Below are 15,973 nucleotides of genomic sequence, written 5' to 3'. Positions count from 1 at the left end.
TAGGACAGCCCCCCTGAATGCAGGGGTCGTGCCAGCTGGCGATTGTGCGGATCTGCGGGCAAAAGTCACGCTGGTTAGCCCTCGAACTGACCATTTTTGTCAGTCCAGTTGGCGCGATTGGTCGCCCTCGGAAGGGGCTGACAAAAATGGTCAGTCGGGAGCGTTGCAGAAGGTAAATGAAGGTCAGCAGGCGACACGGGCTCAGCGCCCCGCGGCAGCCGGAATCACAGCTGCAGGAGCTGGCCCGCGTGGAGGGCGGTGACGCTGTGGCGCTTGTCCAGCGCATGGATGGCCTGCATCACGGCCTCGATCTCACCCGGCTTGATGTGGGTGATGTAGACCTCGGCCGGCTGGGCCAGCTGGCGCAGCTCCTGCGCCAGCGATCGCGGGCACAAATGCTGTGAAATACGCGCCAACTCGCATTCATCGTCACCGAACGCGGTCTCAATGACCAGCTGCGCCACCTTGATTTCGGCGAGCCGTGCCCACAGGGCGGGGTTCGGGCCGGTGTCTCCGGTGAAGACCCAGTGCCCGGCCTCGCCGGCGTCCACCGCAAAGCCGCAGGCCGGCACAGTGTGCGAGGCGCTGAGCACCTCGATCTGGCGACTGCCGAATGCTCTGCGCTCGCCCACGGCCAGGGGCCGGAACTGCAGGGCCGGACGCTCAGGCTCGGGCAGCCGGGTGAAGTCAGGCCAGATCACGCCGTTGAAGAGGTGCTGGCGCAGCGCAGCGAGCGTCTCGGGCAGGGCATGGACCTGGATGGGCGGGCGGCCGGCCTGCATGCGCAGACGCATCACGGAATCCGCCAGCAGGGGGATGCCCAGCACATGGTCCAGGTGCGCATGGGTCACCAGGATGTGGTCGATGCGCGCCAGGGCAGCCAGCTCCAGATCGCCCACACCTGTGCCCGCGTCGATCAGGACGTCGTCGTCGAGCAGGAAGGCGGTGGTCTTGTAGCCGGCGGCAATGGAGCCGGAACAACCCAGGACGCGGATGTTCATGGAAAACTCAAGGCTGGGGGGCGCACGGCGCACCTGTCGCTGCGGGAGCAGCCAGGTCCGCCGTGGATTCGGGTGCAGGCAATGTACGCCGGGCCTCCAGCCCTGGGTAGCGCCGAAGTCCCGATTCAGCCGGCTAATTGGACGGGTGACGATTGCAGTCGACAGGGCCGTGAACTCTGCACGGCGCCTCGCTGCCCCGGCCGATCAGGCCTGCAGGAACTGCATCTGCGTGCCGGCCAGCTCGATGACGTCGCCGCTCTTGAGCGCGATGGACTCGCCCACCAGGGGGCTGCCGTTGATGGTGGGCCGGGACTGGCCTTCCACATGGGCCAGCACGTAGCCGCTGGGGCGCTTGGTGATGGAAGCCACCTGAACGCCCGGCTTGCCGACCGTCGTGACGACCTTGGTCAGGCTCACCTCGCGGCCCGCCGCAGCACCGTTGAGCACCTTGATGGAGGCCGGGTTGGTGTTCGCTGCCGTGGGCATGCTGCCAAAGCCAGACGGCAGGCCGAAGCCCGTCGGCGAGGTGGCCCCCGGCTTCAGGATCATGGTCTTCTCGTAGTCGGCGTTTTCCTCGACCAGGTAGCGGATCTTGTACTTGCCGACTTCCACCACATCGTTGTTGGCCAGCAGCTGCTTCTTGATGGCCTTGCCGTTGATGTAGGTGCCGTTGGTGGAGTTGAGGTCCTCGATGAAGACGTCGGCACCCACCATCTGCAGCACGGCATGCTCGCCGCTGACCGCCAGGTTGTCGATGACGATGTCGTTGTAGGGGCGCCGACCGAGCGTGGTCTTGTCCTTGGTGATCTGCACTTCCTTGATCACCACGCCGTCGAGCGAAACCACCAGCTTGCCCATTGTTGACCTCAAATCTTTTTGCTTCTCTGACGAAGCCTGCTGCACTGTCTCATGTGCCTGTTGCCGGGTAAGCAGCTGCTCACTTGCGTCCGAAAGGCCACCACGGCCGGGTACCGGACTTGGAGCGCCCCTCAGCCCGAGCCAGGACGATCGCAATATTATCCTTGCCGCCCATGTCATTGGCCGCGTCAATGAGGGACAGGGTCGTTTCGGACAACGAGGCATTGCGAAGCAGCAACTGTGCCAGGGCGGCCTCATCCAGCATGTCCGAGAGCCCATCGGAGCACATCAGGAACAGGTCGCCGGGCTGCACTTCATGCTCGTGCAGCTCCAGGAGGACCGTGTCTTCCACGCCCACGGCACGGGTCACCAGGTTCTTGTTGCTCGAGAAGACCGCCTCCTCGGGCGTCAGCAGGCCGGCGTCCAGCTGCTCCTGGAGCAGGGAATGATCCCGGGTCAGCTGGGTCAGCTGACCGCCGCGCAGGCGGTAGGCGCGGGAATCACCCACGTGACCCAGCAGCAGGGTGCCTTCGCGGAACACCGAGAGCACGAGCGTGGTGCCCATGCCGGCATAGCGCGGATTGGTGTTGGCGGCGTTGAAGATGGCGCGGTTGGCGTTGTCCACGCAGATGTCCATGGCGCGCTTGACGTCCTGGACCGTGGCGCTGGCGCCACCTTCACGCAGCCAGCGGCCCAGCTCGGTCTTGATGAAGCTGGTGAGCATCTGGCTGGCGACCTCGCCGGCGTTGTAGCCCCCCATGCCGTCCGCCAGCACGGCCAGGTGGGCCGCTTCGTCCACGGCGACCGAATCCTCGTTGTTGTCACGGGCTCGGCCGACGTCGGTCGCGCTGAAGAACTCCAGACTCATGCTTGGGAATCTTTCGGTGGCTGGGAGGCGGAATTCTGCACCGGATCCTGGCCACTGAGGCGCAGTGTTTGCGCGAAAGCCTCAGCGGCAGGCGGATTTTGCGGGCTGGACAGCGGCGCAGCGGGCTCCGCCGGCAGCTGCTGGAGCACCGCTTCGAGGTCCTGGGCGAACTGCTCGCCATTGGCATAGCGCAGCTCCGGGCGCTTCTCCAGCGCCAGGGCCAGCACCATGGCCAGGGCCTCGGGCAACCCGGGCCGGAAGTTGCGCACGTCGGGGGGGGCCTCGTTGGCAATGCGGTACATCAGCTTGGCCATGGACTCCGCCTGGTGCGGCAGCTGCCCGGTCAGCAGCTGGAACAGCAGAACGCCCAGCGAGTAGAGGTCGCTGCGGCCGTCCACGTGCAGACCGGCCAGCTGTTCGGGCGACATGAAGGACGGCGTGCCCAACACCAGGCCGGTGCGGGTGCGGCTGCCATCGGCGATGCGCGCGATGCCGAAGTCCATCAGCTTCACGCTGTGGCTGACGCGGTCCAGCATGATGTTGGCCGGCTTGATATCGCGGTGCACCACGCCATGGCTGTGGGCATAGTGCAGCGCCCGCGCCAGCCGAGCCACCAGCTGCAGCACCTCGGCCACGGGCAGGAGCTCGCCAGGGCGGGTGAAGTGGCTGAGGTCCCGGCCCAGCACGTACTCCATGGCGATCCAGGTGTCACCGTCGGCCTCGCCAGCGTCCAGCACACGGAGGATGTCAGGATGTTCCAGATGAGCGGCCGCCCGCGCCTCGCGCATGAAGCGGGCACGCACGTCAGCCAGGTCTTCCTGGGAGAACTCGCGCTGCAGCGCCAGGCGCTTGATGGCCAACTGCTGGCCCGTGGTCCGATCGGTGGCCTTGTAGACGATGGCCATGGCCCCGCGCCCGATCTCGTCACCCAGGGCGTAGCGCGTGCTGAACTGCTCGGAGGGTGGGGCCGTTTCTGGCAGTGCCGTGGCCCCGGGCGCCAGCTGCGCCGCGTTCGGGGTCTTGTCCCTCCCGAACCACTTGCGCAGAAAGCCGCCGGTGCCCATGGGTGTCCTCAGCGGCTCGCGGCTGCAGCGCGCATGGCCATCAGCCGGCCGATCACCAGCACCGCCAGGGCACCCAGGACTCCGGCGCCGTAGTGCCACAGCGCAGGCGCGGCCGACTGCCCGGGGACCAGGCGCGGCAGCACGGCCGGGTCGCTCAGGGCCATGGTGCCTGCAATCCAGCCCAGCAGCATGCCGCCGAGCGTGATGATCAGCGGAAAGCGATCCATCAGCTTGATCACCAGCTGGCTGCCCCAGACGATGATGGGAATGGACACCAGCAGACCGAAGATGACCAGGGGCATCTGGTGCCCACCACCCGCGCCTTCGGCCGCACCGGCGATGGCGATGACGTTGTCCACGCTCATCACCAGGTCGGCCAGGATCACCGTCTTCACCGCAGCCCAGAGCTTGTCGCTGGCCTGGATGTTGCCGTGCTCGTCTTCATCTTCCGGCACCAGCAGCTTGACGCCGATCCACAGCAGCAGGATCGCCCCCACCAGCTTCAGGTAAGGCAGCTTGAGCAGGGTCAGCGCGAAGAAGATCAGCACCACGCGCAGCACGATGGCACCGATGGTGCCCCAGATGATGCCCTTGGTGCGCTGGGCATCCGGCAGCTTGCGACAGGCCAGGGCGATCACGACGGCGTTGTCCCCGCCCAGCAGGATGTCGATCATGATGATCTGACCGACGGCCAGCCAGAACTCGGGGCTTGTGAGCATGTCCATGTGCACGAGGTAATGAGAGATGAGGCCGCAAGCGGGACCAGTCTACGGGGTTTCGCAGCCCAGCCCCAGGCCTTGCCGGCATCAAAAGCGCCAAAAGGGGCCGAAGCCCCCTTTGACATTGATGCGTCAGACCGGCATGGCCTGACGGGATTGTCCATCGCCATCCAGGGACGGCTGCTGCGTGAAACCACGCAGCAGCGCCCCGCCGGGCGTGGGTGTCGCTTACAGCAGCGACTTCAGGAGACGGCCCATCTCGGACGGGTTGCGGGTCACCTTGAAACCGCACTCTTCCATGATGGCCAGCTTGGCGTCAGCCGTGTCGGCACCACCGGAGATCAGCGCGCCGGCGTGGCCCATGCGCTTGCCCGGAGGGGCGGTGACACCGGCGATGAAGCCGACGATGGGCTTCTTCATGTTGGCCTTGCACCAGCGGGCGGCTTCGGCCTCGTCCGGGCCGCCGATCTCGCCGATCATGATCACGGCGTCGGTGTCCGGATCGTCGTTGAAGGCCTGCATCACGTCGATGTGCTTCAGGCCGTTGATCGGGTCACCACCGATGCCCACGGCGGAGGACTGGCCGATGCCCAGCTCGGTCAGCTGTGCCACGGCTTCATAGGTCAGGGTGCCGGAGCGCGAGACCACGCCGATGCGGCCCTTGCGGTGGATGTGGCCGGGCATGATGCCGATCTTGATCTCGTCCGGGGTGATCAGGCCGGGGCAGTTGGGGCCCAGCAGCAGGGTCTTCTTGCCGCCGGCAGCTTCCTTGGCCTTCATCTTGTTGCGCACTTCCAGCATGTCGCGCACGGGAATGCCTTCGGTGATGCAGATGGCCAGGTCCAGGTCGGCTTCAACGGCTTCCCAGATGGCGGCAGCGGCGCCAGCGGGCGGCACGTAGATCACGGACACGGTGGCACCGGTCTGGCTGGCCGCTTCCTTGACGGTGGCGTAGATGGGGATGTCAGAGAACTTCTCACCCGCCTTCTTGGGGTTCACGCCGGCGACGAAGGCGTTCTTGCCGTTCGCGTAGGCCTGGCAGCCCAGGGTGTGGAATTGACCGGTCTTGCCCGTGATGCCCTGGGTGATGACCTTGGTGTCCTTGTTGATGTAGATGCTCATGGTTCTGTTCCTTGCTGGGCTTACTTGACGGCGGCGACGATCTTGGTGGCCGCTTCGGCCATCGTGTCGGCGGCGATGATGGGCAGGCCGGATTCGGCCAGCATCTTCTTGCCCAGTTCTTCGTTGGTGCCCTTCATGCGGACGACCAGCGGCACGGACAGGTTCACGGCCTTGCAGGCGGTGATCACGCCTTCGGCGATGGTGTCGCACTTCATGATGCCGCCGAAGATGTTGACCAGGATGCCCTTCACGGACTTGTTCTTCAGCATGATCTTGAAGGCCTCGGTCACCTTCTCGGCCGTGGCGCCACCACCGACGTCCAGGAAGTTGGCCGGCTCGCCGCCGAACAGCTTGATGGTGTCCATGGTGGCCATGGCCAGACCGGCGCCGTTCACCAGGCAGCCGATGTTGCCGTCCAGGGAGATGTAGGCCAGGTCAAACTTGGAGGCCTCGACTTCAGCGGGATCCTCTTCGTCCAGGTCGCGGTAGGCCACGATCTCGGGATGACGGAACAGGGCGTTGGCGTCGAAGTTGAACTTGGCGTCCAGGGCGATCAGGTTGCCCTTGGAGTCGCAGTTCAGCGGGTTGATCTCCACCAGCGACGCGTCGGTGTCCATGTAGCACTTGTACAGCTTGGCGAAGATGTCGACAGCCTGGTCGATCGAGGCGCCGGTCAGGCCGATGGCCGCGGCGATCTTGCGGCTCTGCGCTTCGGTCAGGCCGGTCAGCGGGTCGATCATCTCGGTGATGATCTTCTCGGGGGTCGAGTGCGCGACCTCTTCGATGTCCATGCCGCCTTCGCTGGAAGCGATGAAGGCGACCTTCTGCGTGCCGCGGTCGGTGACCAGCGAGACGTACAGCTCATTCTTGATGTCAGCGCCGTCTTCGATGTAGAGGCGACGGACCTTCTGACCTTCCGGGCCGGTCTGGTGCGTGACCAGCTGCATGCCCAGGATCTTCTCGGACAGGGCCTTCACATCGTCCAGGGTCTTGGCGACCTTCACGCCACCGCCCTTGCCACGGCCACCGGCGTGGATCTGGGCCTTGACCACCCAGACCGGACCGCCCAGCTTCTGGGCCGCTTCGACGGCTTCTTGCACCGTGAACGCGGGAATGCCGCGCGGCACCGGCACGCCGAACTGGCGCAGGATTTCCTTGCCCTGGTACTCGTGAATCTTCATGGGGAGGTCTCGCTTGATGGATAGTCAGGAAAGGTTGCCGTTACCGGCGGCTGGCGGGGTCACCGCCGCGCCGCGATACCAGCGAGGGTAATGAGTTTGCACCACGGCACCGTCGCTGCGAAGTGCGTGGCAGCGGTCGATCTGGAAGGGTGGCGTGCCATCCTCCGCGCCTTCGCGCACATCCAGCACCACGCCCGCGAAGGCCTGGATCACCGCGGTGGGCAGGTGCTGGCAGAGCTCGGTGAGGTGGGTGCAGCCCTTGACGCCGGCCAGGCGCTGCTTGACCGCAGCCCGGAAGCCGGTCATCAGGTTCAGGCCCACCAGTTGCCGGTAGGCGTCGCCATGCTGGTCGCACTGGCCGGGATAGGGCATCCAGCGGGTGCTGGAGGTGGCGGCCAGGATGTCCAGGTGACGGTCGACGACCAGCCACAGGCCCATGTCATGCACGGGCTCGCCGGCACGGCGGATGCCGCCCGCCAGGGGGATGTCGCGGGTCTTGCTGTCCTGCAGCTCCGCCTCGACCTCGAACAGGCCGTCGGCGCGCGAATACACCTGCACGGCAATGGCGCGGCGATGCATCAGCTGACGCTCTGGACTGGAGGACAAGGAGGACATGGAACAGCGGCGGTGCAAGGGCGCAAAAAACGGCCCGCAGGCCTCGTCAGACCGGCGGGCGCGCTCGCGCAGGCCGCCAATGTAGCATGTTGCGCTGCACCAAGCCTGTCATGAGGCTGTCGCTGTGCCTCCTTTTGGTGCAGGCCCCTGGCAATCCGTGTGCCGACAGGGGGCGGACGACCCGGTCGCGATGGCCAGGCCGGGCTCAGGCCCGGCTTCACTCGTCCTCGCCGCGCAGCACCCGTCGCACGACTTCCGAGGAAAAGCCCCGCGCGGCCAGGAAACGCATCTGCCGGACCCGGCTGGCGGCATCCACCGGCGCCTCGCCACCGAACTTGCGCTGCCAGACGTCGCGGGCGCGCTCCAGTTCGCTTTCCTTGAGGCGGGCCTGCTGCGCTTCGTCGGGCGCGACGCCCAGCTGCCGCAACTCCTGCTGGATGCGCAGATTGCCGTAACGGGCGGCCCGCGCATTGATGCGCGATTCCACCAGGCGGGCTTCGCTGAGGTAGGCGCGCTGCTGCAGCCATTGCAACAGCTGCTCGACTTCCTCCGCGCGGGCCTGCTGCCTTTCCTCGTCCATGATGGCCTGGCGGGCCTCGGGGCTCGGTGCCACGGCCCCTCGGGAGGTCCGTTCCCTTGCGCGACGCTGCGTGCACTCGGCAGCGGCCGGACCGTCCAGCCGGCCCTGCCGGTGAGGATCAGTACGCCCTTCGCGGCCTTGTCGGCCTTGGCTGACGTCAGCCATGCCCGCCGGCTCTCCGTGCACGACGCTGTGCAGGTCGGCAGACGTGTCGCCCGTGAGGTCGGTGAGCAGCGGAGCACCCTCGTCGTCGAGGGCTGCCGGCGCTGCGTCCCAGCCTTCCAGGAAGGCGTCGAGCTCACCCTCGCCCCAGTCTTCGGCCAGGTCGAAGCTGCCGATGGCGCGAGACGCCTGGGGCATGCCCGGTAGCGCGGAAGGCTCGCCAGACAGCCGAGCGCCGGCAGGCACGCCCTGCTCGGCCTCCCAGGCCTGCAGGTCGCGCAACTGGGCCAGGCGCAGCAGCTTGCGCCGCAGCTCGGCCACACTGTGCTCGCGCTGGGCCAGCAAGGCGATGGCGCGTGCCTTGAGGCTGAGCGATGAGGAGCGACTGGCCATGGTCGTGTCCCGGCCCGGAGCGGGCCGTGGCGCTTCAGTTGGGGCCCGGCAAGCCAGACGGATCCAGGGGCAGACCGTGGCGCCGGTCCGCAGGCAGGGCAGAGCGCCCCACCAGCGGCGCCAGGGGATCCCGCCGCCAGGCCGGTGCGGCCTGCACATCGGACCAGTATTCGTCGATCTGCTGGATCAGCCCATCCCGGACGTGGAAGTAGCTATTGGCATAGAAGCTGTGCCCGTCCTGATCCACGCGCACCAGGCTCAGCACGCGGCCGTCTGCCAAGGCCTGGAGGTCCAGCAAATGGATGGTCCAGCCTTCGGGGTAGACGGCATTCACATGCACGATGGCATCGGCACCCCGGAAACGCTCCTGCGTGGCCCACCAGAGGCATTCGGCCGGCGGTGCCAGCAGCGCCTGTGCCTCGGCCCAGCGCCGCGCCTGGTACAGCGCCCAGAAGCGCTGCACCAGGGCCGGGCCCTCGCCGGCGGGCAGGGGCGGACGGGCATCAGGCAGGGAGTGCATGGGCTGGCAGGGGGATGGAGACGGAGCAATGCGCGTGGCAGGCGCGGAAGCGCGGGCCGGGCTGGGGCTGGGGCGGGCGTACGCCAGCCTTACTCGGCGCTCGCTTCGACGCCGATCAGGGGAATGCCCAGGGATTCGCGAATCTTGTTCTCGATCTCGATGGCCAGATCGGCGTTCTCGCGCAGGAACTCGCGGGCGTTGTCCTTGCCCTGGCCGATCTTCTCGCCGCTGTAGGCGTACCAGGCACCGGACTTGTCCACCACCTTGGCGGCCACGCCCATGTCGATGATCTCGCCCTCGCGGCTGATGCCTTCACCGTAGAGGATGTCGAACTCGGCGGTCTTGAAGGGCGGGGCGACCTTGTTCTTGACGACCTTGACCTTGGTCTCGGAGCCGATGACTTCCTCGCCCTTCTTGATGGAGCCGATGCGGCGGATATCCAGGCGAACCGAGGCGTAGAACTTCAGCGCATTGCCGCCGGTGGTGGTCTCGGGCGAGCCGAACATCACGCCGATCTTCATGCGGATCTGGTTGATGAAGATGACCGTGCAGTTGGTCTTCTTGATGGTGGCGGTGAGCTTGCGCAGGGCCTGGCTCATCAGGCGAGCCTGCAGGCCGGGCAGGGCGTCGCCCATCTCGCCTTCGAGTTCGGCCTTGGGGGTCAGGGCGGCGACCGAGTCCACGATGATCAGGTCGACGGAGCCCGAACGCACCAGGGCGTCCACGATCTCCAGGGCCTGCTCGCCGGTGTCAGGCTGGCTGATCAGCAGGTCCTGCAGGTTCACGCCCAGCTTCTGGGCGTACTGCACGTCCAGAGCGTGCTCGGCGTCGATGAAGGCGCAGACGCCGCTGAGCTTCTGCATCTCGGCGATGACCTGCAGGGTCAGGGTGGTCTTGCCGGAGGACTCCGGGCCGTAGATCTCGATCACCCGGCCGCGCGGCAGCCCGCCGACGCCCAGGGCGATGTCCAGGCCCAGGGAGCCGGTGGAGACGACCTGGATGTCCTCGATCTTCTCGCCCTCGCCGAGGCGCATGATGGAGCCCTTGCCAAACTGCTTTTCGATCTGGGCGAGGGCGGCCTGCAGGGCCTTGGCTTTTTCGGTGTTGACAGTCTTGGCGGGGGCGTCCATTGATTGCTCCTGTGAGTGCACGCATTATGGCCGAATCTGTATGTTTGTACAGTAGTTGTGCCACAGGCTGCTGACACGCGCTGGCAGGAGTGCGCAACCGATTTCAGTCCCTAGAATGGGGGAAAGCTGTCGCCCTTGCCATCCGGGCGACAAAGGCCAAGGAGACACCGATGCGCATCCTGATCGCGGAAGATGACCAAGTGCTGGCCGATGGCCTGCTGCGCGCCCTGCGCTCCAGCGGCTATGCGGTGGACCAGGTCTCGACCGGCACCGAAGCCGATGCGGCCCTGGCCTCCCATGAATTCGACCTGGTGATCCTCGACCTGGGCCTGCCCCGGCTGCATGGCCTGGAGGTGCTGCGCAAGCTGCGCGCCCGGGGCGCGACCATGCCGGTGCTGATCCTCACCGCGGCCGACAGCGTCGAGCAGCGCGTCAAGGGCCTGGACCTGGGCGCCGATGACTACATGGCCAAGCCCTTCTCGCTGCAGGAACTGGAGGCCCGCGTGCGCGCCCTCACCCGCCGGGGCCTGGGCACGGCGTCCAGCATCATCAAGCACGGCCCGCTGTCCTTCGATGCCACCGGCCGCGTGGCCTACATCAACGAGCAGATGGTCGAGCTCTCGGCCCGCGAACTCTCGCTGCTGGAGGTGCTGCTGCAGCGCGCCGGCCGCCTGGTCAGCAAGGACCAGCTGGTGGAGCGGCTGTGCGAGTGGGGCGAGGAAGTCAGCAACAACGCCATCGAGGTCTACATCCACCGCCTGCGCAAGAAGATCGAGCAGGGGCCCATCCGCATCGCCACCGTGCGCGGCCTGGGCTACTGCCTGGAAAAGATCCCCGGCTGAATGCGCTGCAGCTTCGCCAGGACCCTGAACGCCCCACGGGGTCAGGTCTTGCCTTTGTCCTGCCGAGCCCGGCCTGATGGCAGCTGACAGCGGTCAACGCTCCCTGTTCGGCGAGATCCTGGACTGGATGCTCGCCCCTCTGCTGGTCATCTGGCCCATCAGCGTTGCCCTGACCTGGCTGGTCGCTCAGGGCATCGCCAGCAAGCCCTACGACCGCGAGCTGGGGGAGATGGCCCGCTCCCTGGGCCTGCAGGTGGCCGCGGAACCGCGCAGCCAGGCAGCGGCCAACGCACGCTCGCGCTACGCGCTCTCACCCGAGGCCGCGGCCCTGCTGCGGGCCGATGAGTCCGACACCGTCTACTACCTGGTCCAGGGAACGCGCGGCGAGTTCCTCAGCGGCGACAAGGAACTCCCCGCGCCCAATCCCGACGAAGCCGTCGTGCCCTGGGAGCTGCGCTTCCGCGACGACGAGGTCAGCAACGAAAGCGTGCGCGTGGCCTATCTGTGGGTGACGCCGGAGGGCAACGCCAAGGGGCAGATGCTGGTGCAGGTGGCCGAGACCCTGGGCAAGCGTTCCCGGCTCACCAACGAGATCATCAAGGGCGTGATCCTGCCGCAGTTCGTGATCCTGCCCCTGGCCGTGCTGCTAGTGTGGCTGGCGCTGGCCCGAGGCATCGCGCCGCTCAACGAGCTGCAGCGGCGCATCCGCTCGCGTGACAGCTCGGACCTCAGCCCCATCGACGAGCGCCGCATCCCCGACGAGGTGGCGCCCCTGGTGCACGCCATCAACGACCTGCTGCAGCGCCTGGACCAGTCGCTGAGCACGCAGAAGCACTTCCTGGCCGACGCGGCCCACCAGCTCAAGACGCCGCTGGCGGGCCTGCGCACGCAGGCAGAGTTCGCCCAGCGCGAGATCGACGAAGGTCGCAGCTCGCCACAGGAGCTCAAGCGCTCGCTGCAGCAGATCGCCCTGTCCAGCCAGCGCGCGGCCCATATGGTCAACCAGCTGCTGGCCATGGCCCGCGCCGAGGACCAGGAGCACGCGGCGCGCCGCTCCGAGATCAACCTGCCCGAGATCGCGATGGAGACGGTGCGCGACTTCGTCCCCCGCGCCCTCGACAAGCGCCTGGACCTGGGCTACGAGGGACCCGATGACGAGCACAGCGGCCTGCGCATCCTGGGCCACCCCATCCTGATCCGCGAGCTGATCCGCAACCTGGTCGACAACGCCCTGCTCTACACGCCGGCCGGCGGCACCATCACCGTGCGCATCGTCGAGGATCCCTTCGGCCAGGTCTGCGTGCTGCAGGTGGAGGACTCCGGGCCCGGCATCGCCGAGGCGGAGCGCGAGCAGGTCTTCCAGCCCTTCTACCGGGCCCTGGGAACGAATGTGGACGGCTCGGGCCTGGGCCTGGCCATCGTGCGGGAGATCGCGCAGCAGCACGAGGCCGAGCTCACGCTGGACGACGCCCGCCCGCGGCGCCCCGGCTTCGTCGAGCCCGACGGCATGGGCCCGGGCGCGCGCTTCACCATCCGCTTCCATGCCCATCCGGTGGCCGAGCCCGAGGCCGGGGCCGGGCCGGACGACGCCGAAGCCGCCCGCGGCTGAAGCTCCGCGGGTGCCGCGGCGGCCACGACCTCAGTGCCGCTTGTAGCGCTTGGACTTGGCGATGCTCAGGAGAATGCCCAGGCTCAGGCCCAGCATCACCATGGCCGTGCCGCCATAGGAGATGAAGGGCAGGGGCACCCCCACCACGGGCAGGATGCCGCTGACCATGCCCATGTTCACGAACACATAGGTGAAGAAGGACAGCGTCACCGCGCCGGCCATGAGCCGGCCGAACAGCGTGGGCGCCTCGAAGGCGATGACCAGGCCGCGCAGGATCAACGCGGTGAAGCCCAGCAGCAGGGCCGCCGCGCCGATCAGGCCGAACTCCTCGCCATAGGCTGCGAAGATGAAATCGGTGGTCCGCTCGGGGATGAACTCCAGGTGGGTCTGCGTCCCCTTCATGAAGCCCTTGCCCGTGACGCCGCCGGAGCCGATGGCGATCTCGCCCTGGATGATGTGGAAGCCCTTGCCCAGCGGGTCCTTGCTGGGATCCAGCAGCGTGCAGACGCGGTGCTTCTGGTACTCGCGCAGCACGGGCCAGGTGACGTCGGGCTGGCAGATCTGCTCCTCGCTCATCACCAGGGCGGCGATGCCGATGCCGCCGGCCACCATCACCGGCAGGATCAGCTTCCAGGACAGGCCGGCGAAAAAGATCACGTAGAGCCCGGCGGCCAGCACCAGCAGGGCGGTGCCCAGGTCCGGCTGCTTGGCGATCAGGCCCACGGGCACGGCCAGCAGCACGAAGGCAGCGGCAAAGTCCGGCAGGCGCAACTGGCCCTCGCGCTTCTGGAACCACCAGGCCAGCATCAGCGGCATCGCGATCTTGAGGATCTCGGAGGGCTGGATCTGGGTGATGCCCACGTTGAGCCAGCGCGTCGCGCCCTTCTTGGTCACGCCGAACAGGGCCGTGGCCAGCAGCAGCAGCAGGCCGACGCTGTACAGCGGCACGGCGATCTTGATCAGGCGCTGCGGCGGCACCTGGGCCATGACCAGCATGACGCCCAGGCACAGCAGCGTGTTGCGGGCATGGTCGACGAAACGCGTGCCGTGGTCGTAGCCGGCCGAGTACATGCAGAAGAGGCCCAGGCCCATCAGCCAGAAGACCGCCAGCAGCAAGGGCCAGTCCAGGCCTTCGGTCCAGGGGCGGATGCGGTCGCGCAGGGCTCGCAGGCTGAAGCTGTTGTTCATGGGCGGGCTCCGCTGGCGGTGGCGGCGGCCGAGGTGGCCGGGCGGGCGGGCAGCGTCGCGGGCGCCGAGGCGGGCGCTCCTCCGCGGCTCGGCGTCGACAGGGGCATGGAGGCCGCGGCCGGCACGGAGGCCGGGAGCGCCGCACTGGCCGCCAGCGGCACCAGCACCGGCTGGCCGGGCAGGGGCACCTCGCTGGCCTTGCGTGGCGTGCCGATCGGGGCCATGGTCTTGCCCTGCTGCGTCTGGGCGATGTCTTCCTCGCTGGGGTACTGGCCCAGCAGGGCGTAGTCGAACACGCGCCGTGCGATGGGCGCGGCGGCGCCCGAGCCCCAGCCCGCGTTCTCAACGATCACGGCCAGGGCGATGGTGGGCTTGTCCACCGGCGCGAAGGCGACGTAGAGCGAGTGGTCGCGCTTGTGCTCGTCGGTCTTGATGCTGCTGTACTTCTCGCCGGCCTTCAGGCCCACGGCCTGCGCGGTGCCGGTCTTGCCGCCGCTCTGGTAGGGCGCGCCCATGAAGACCTGGCGCGAGGTGCCCTCCAGCGTCACGCCGTTCATGGCATTGCGGATCACGTCCACCTGCTCGGGCTTGAGGGGGATCGGGTCCAGGGCCTCGCTGGCGATGAGCCGGCCCTGGTGCTGGACCACATCCTCGATCTCGCGCACCAGCCGGGGCTTGAAGCGCTGGCCGCCGGTGGAGAGCGTGGCGTAGGCCGTGGCCATCTGCAGCATGGTGAAGTTGTTGTAACCCTGGCCGATGCCCAGCGAGATGGTCTCGCCGGCGTACCACTTCTGCTGCTCGGCCTTGCGGAACTTCTTGCGCTTCCACTCCTGCGAAGGCAGGTCGCCCGTCACCTCGCCAGCCAAGTCGATGCCGGTCTTGCGGCCCAGGCCGAAGGGCTCCAGCTGATCGTGGATCAGGTCCACGCCCATCTCGTTGGCCAGGCTGTAGAAGTAGACGTTGGAGGAGCTGACGATGGCCAGGCGCATGTCCTTGGGGCCGGGGCGATCGGTCTCCGGGCTGCCGAACGTGCGGCCGCCGAAGCTGTAGGTCAGGTTGTCCATGATCACCGTGCTCGCGGCGCGCTTGCCGCTGTTGAGCGCGGCCATGGCCATCAGGGGCTTGAAGGTGGAGCCCGGCGGGTAGGTGCCGCGCAGGGCACGGTTGAGCAGGGGCTTGTCGATGTCCTCGTTGAGCGCGGTCCAGCTGTCGGCGTCGATGCCGTCGACGAAGAGGTTGGGGTCGAAGGTCGGCTTGGAGACGAAGGCCAGGACCTCACCGTTGCGGGGGTCGATGGCCACCAGGGCACCGCGGCGGTCCTTGAACAGCTCCTCCACCAGCGCCTGCAGACGGATGTCGATGGACAGCTTCAGCGTATTGCCCGGCGTGGGCGGCTGGTGGCGCAGCCGGCGCACGGCGCGGCCGGCGGCGCTGGTCTCCATCTGCTCGAAGCCGGTCTGGCCGTGCAGCTCGCGCTCGTAGTACTGCTCCAGGCCCAGCTTGCCGATGTACTCGGTGCCGCGGTAGTTGGCGACGTCCTCGTCCGCCCACTCCTCCATGGCCTTCTTCTCGGCCTGGTTGATGCGGCCGATGTAGCCGATCAGGTGGCTGCCCACCTCGCCCAGCGGGTAGCTGCGGAAGAGTCGCGCCTTGATGTCCACGCCGGGGAAGCGGAAACGCTGGGCGGCGAAGCGCGCCACCTCGGCGTCCGTCAGCTTGGTGCGGATGGGCAGGGACTCGAAGTTCTTGCTCTCCTCCATCAGGCGCTTGAAGCGTTTGCGGTCGCGGCCCTGGATCTCCACCACCTCGGCCAGCTCGTTGATGGTGGCGTCCAGGTCGACCACCTTGGAGGGCGTGATCTCCAGCGTGTAGGCCGAGTAGTTGCTGGCCAGCACCACGCCATTGCGGTCCACGATGAGGCCGCGGTTGGGCACGATGGGCACCACGGTCACACGGTTGGACTCGGCGCGCTCCAGCAGGGTCTCATGCTGCATCACCTGCAGGTAGACCAGGCGCGCGGCCAGCAGGCCGAAGCAGAACAGCACGAAACCGGCGGCCGCCAGCACCCGCACGCGAAAGCGCGCCTGCTCCTGGTGGATGTTGTGCAGCTGGGTCATGGAG

The 15,973-nt window shown here is 67.4% G+C and carries 15 protein-coding genes; 2 read left to right on the top strand and 13 right to left on the bottom strand.

The genetic code is table 11. The features are described 5' to 3' along the window. Positions 1-224 precede the first annotated feature (224 nt). The 11 genes from ABDJ40_RS22550 to recA form a co-directional block, all read right to left on the bottom strand. Positions 225-1,001 carry an MBL fold metallo-hydrolase gene (locus tag ABDJ40_RS22550; protein ID WP_347613082.1) on the bottom strand — a complete coding sequence of 259 codons (777 nt, stop codon included), beginning with the start codon at positions 999-1,001 and terminating at the stop codon, positions 225-227. Between the two features lie 204 nt (positions 1,002-1,205). Continuing rightward, positions 1,206-1,859: an FHA domain-containing protein gene (locus ABDJ40_RS22545; protein WP_269630813.1), complete on the bottom strand. Its 654-nt coding sequence runs from the start codon at positions 1,857-1,859 to the stop codon at positions 1,206-1,208. A gap of 79 nt (positions 1,860-1,938) precedes the next feature. After that, positions 1,939-2,727 carry a Stp1/IreP family PP2C-type Ser/Thr phosphatase gene (locus tag ABDJ40_RS22540; RefSeq protein ID WP_269630812.1) on the bottom strand — a complete coding sequence of 263 codons (789 nt, stop codon included), beginning with the start codon at positions 2,725-2,727 and terminating at the stop codon, positions 1,939-1,941. Then, positions 2,724-3,791, bottom strand: coding sequence for a serine/threonine-protein kinase (locus ABDJ40_RS22535; protein ID WP_347613079.1), 1,068 nt, complete (start codon positions 3,789-3,791; stop codon positions 2,724-2,726). Before ABDJ40_RS22535 ends, ABDJ40_RS22540 begins: the two co-directional genes overlap by 4 nt. 8 nt (positions 3,792-3,799) lie before the next feature. Further along, positions 3,800-4,516 (bottom strand): TerC family protein, encoded by a 717-nt coding sequence (locus ABDJ40_RS22530; protein WP_347613077.1) that lies wholly within the window; start codon positions 4,514-4,516, stop codon positions 3,800-3,802. Between the two features lie 222 nt (positions 4,517-4,738). After that, the gene (gene sucD, locus ABDJ40_RS22525; protein ID WP_269630809.1) at positions 4,739-5,632 is read right to left on the bottom strand and encodes a succinate--CoA ligase subunit alpha; all 894 of its coding nucleotides are present in this window, start codon (positions 5,630-5,632) and stop codon (positions 4,739-4,741) included. A gap of 20 nt (positions 5,633-5,652) precedes the next feature. Next, positions 5,653-6,813, bottom strand: coding sequence for an ADP-forming succinate--CoA ligase subunit beta (sucC, locus tag ABDJ40_RS22520; protein WP_269630808.1), 1,161 nt, complete (start codon positions 6,811-6,813; stop codon positions 5,653-5,655). A 24-nt stretch (positions 6,814-6,837) separates the two neighbouring features. Continuing rightward, positions 6,838-7,428 carry a DUF2889 domain-containing protein gene (locus tag ABDJ40_RS22515; protein WP_269630807.1) on the bottom strand — a complete coding sequence of 197 codons (591 nt, stop codon included), beginning with the start codon at positions 7,426-7,428 and terminating at the stop codon, positions 6,838-6,840. 217 nt (positions 7,429-7,645) lie between these two features. Continuing rightward, complete coding sequence (locus ABDJ40_RS22510; RefSeq protein ID WP_347613075.1) at positions 7,646-8,563, bottom strand: regulatory protein RecX; 918 nt, start codon at positions 8,561-8,563, stop codon at positions 7,646-7,648. 34 nt (positions 8,564-8,597) lie between these two features. Beyond that, entirely contained in the window at positions 8,598-9,083 is a 486-nt protein-coding gene (locus ABDJ40_RS22505) for a nuclear transport factor 2 family protein (protein ID WP_347613073.1), read from the bottom strand. An 89-nt stretch (positions 9,084-9,172) separates the two neighbouring features. Next, positions 9,173-10,213 carry a recombinase RecA gene (recA, locus tag ABDJ40_RS22500; protein WP_347613072.1) on the bottom strand — a complete coding sequence of 347 codons (1,041 nt, stop codon included), beginning with the start codon at positions 10,211-10,213 and terminating at the stop codon, positions 9,173-9,175. A gap of 170 nt (positions 10,214-10,383) precedes the next feature. Here recA and ABDJ40_RS22495 point away from each other — a divergent pair, with 170 nt between their 5' ends. Together ABDJ40_RS22495 and ABDJ40_RS22490 are read left to right on the top strand one after the other, a co-directional pair. Further along, positions 10,384-11,055, top strand: a complete 672-nt coding sequence (locus ABDJ40_RS22495) for a response regulator (protein WP_183105499.1) — start codon at positions 10,384-10,386, stop codon at positions 11,053-11,055. 76 nt (positions 11,056-11,131) lie between these two features. Beyond that, on the top strand, positions 11,132-12,664 hold the full coding sequence (locus tag ABDJ40_RS22490; protein ID WP_347613071.1) for a sensor histidine kinase: 1,533 nt from the start codon (positions 11,132-11,134) through the stop codon (positions 12,662-12,664). 30 nt (positions 12,665-12,694) lie between these two features. Here the strand turns inward: ABDJ40_RS22490 and rodA are convergent, their stop codons facing one another. Both rodA and mrdA read right to left on the bottom strand, forming a co-directional pair. Beyond that, positions 12,695-13,852, bottom strand: coding sequence for a rod shape-determining protein RodA (rodA, locus tag ABDJ40_RS22485; protein ID WP_347613070.1), 1,158 nt, complete (start codon positions 13,850-13,852; stop codon positions 12,695-12,697). After that, positions 13,849-15,969 (bottom strand): penicillin-binding protein 2, encoded by a 2,121-nt coding sequence (gene mrdA, locus ABDJ40_RS22480; RefSeq protein ID WP_347613068.1) that lies wholly within the window; start codon positions 15,967-15,969, stop codon positions 13,849-13,851. Before mrdA ends, rodA begins: the two co-directional genes overlap by 4 nt. Positions 15,970-15,973 lie beyond the last annotated feature (4 nt).

It is taken from the genome of Roseateles flavus (genome assembly GCF_039872765.1).
GTDB classification, from domain to species: domain Bacteria; phylum Pseudomonadota; class Gammaproteobacteria; order Burkholderiales; family Burkholderiaceae_C; genus Roseateles_B; species Roseateles_B flavus.
The sequence above is the reverse complement of the archived record's forward strand: the minus strand, read 5'-3'. Positions and strand labels throughout refer to the sequence as shown.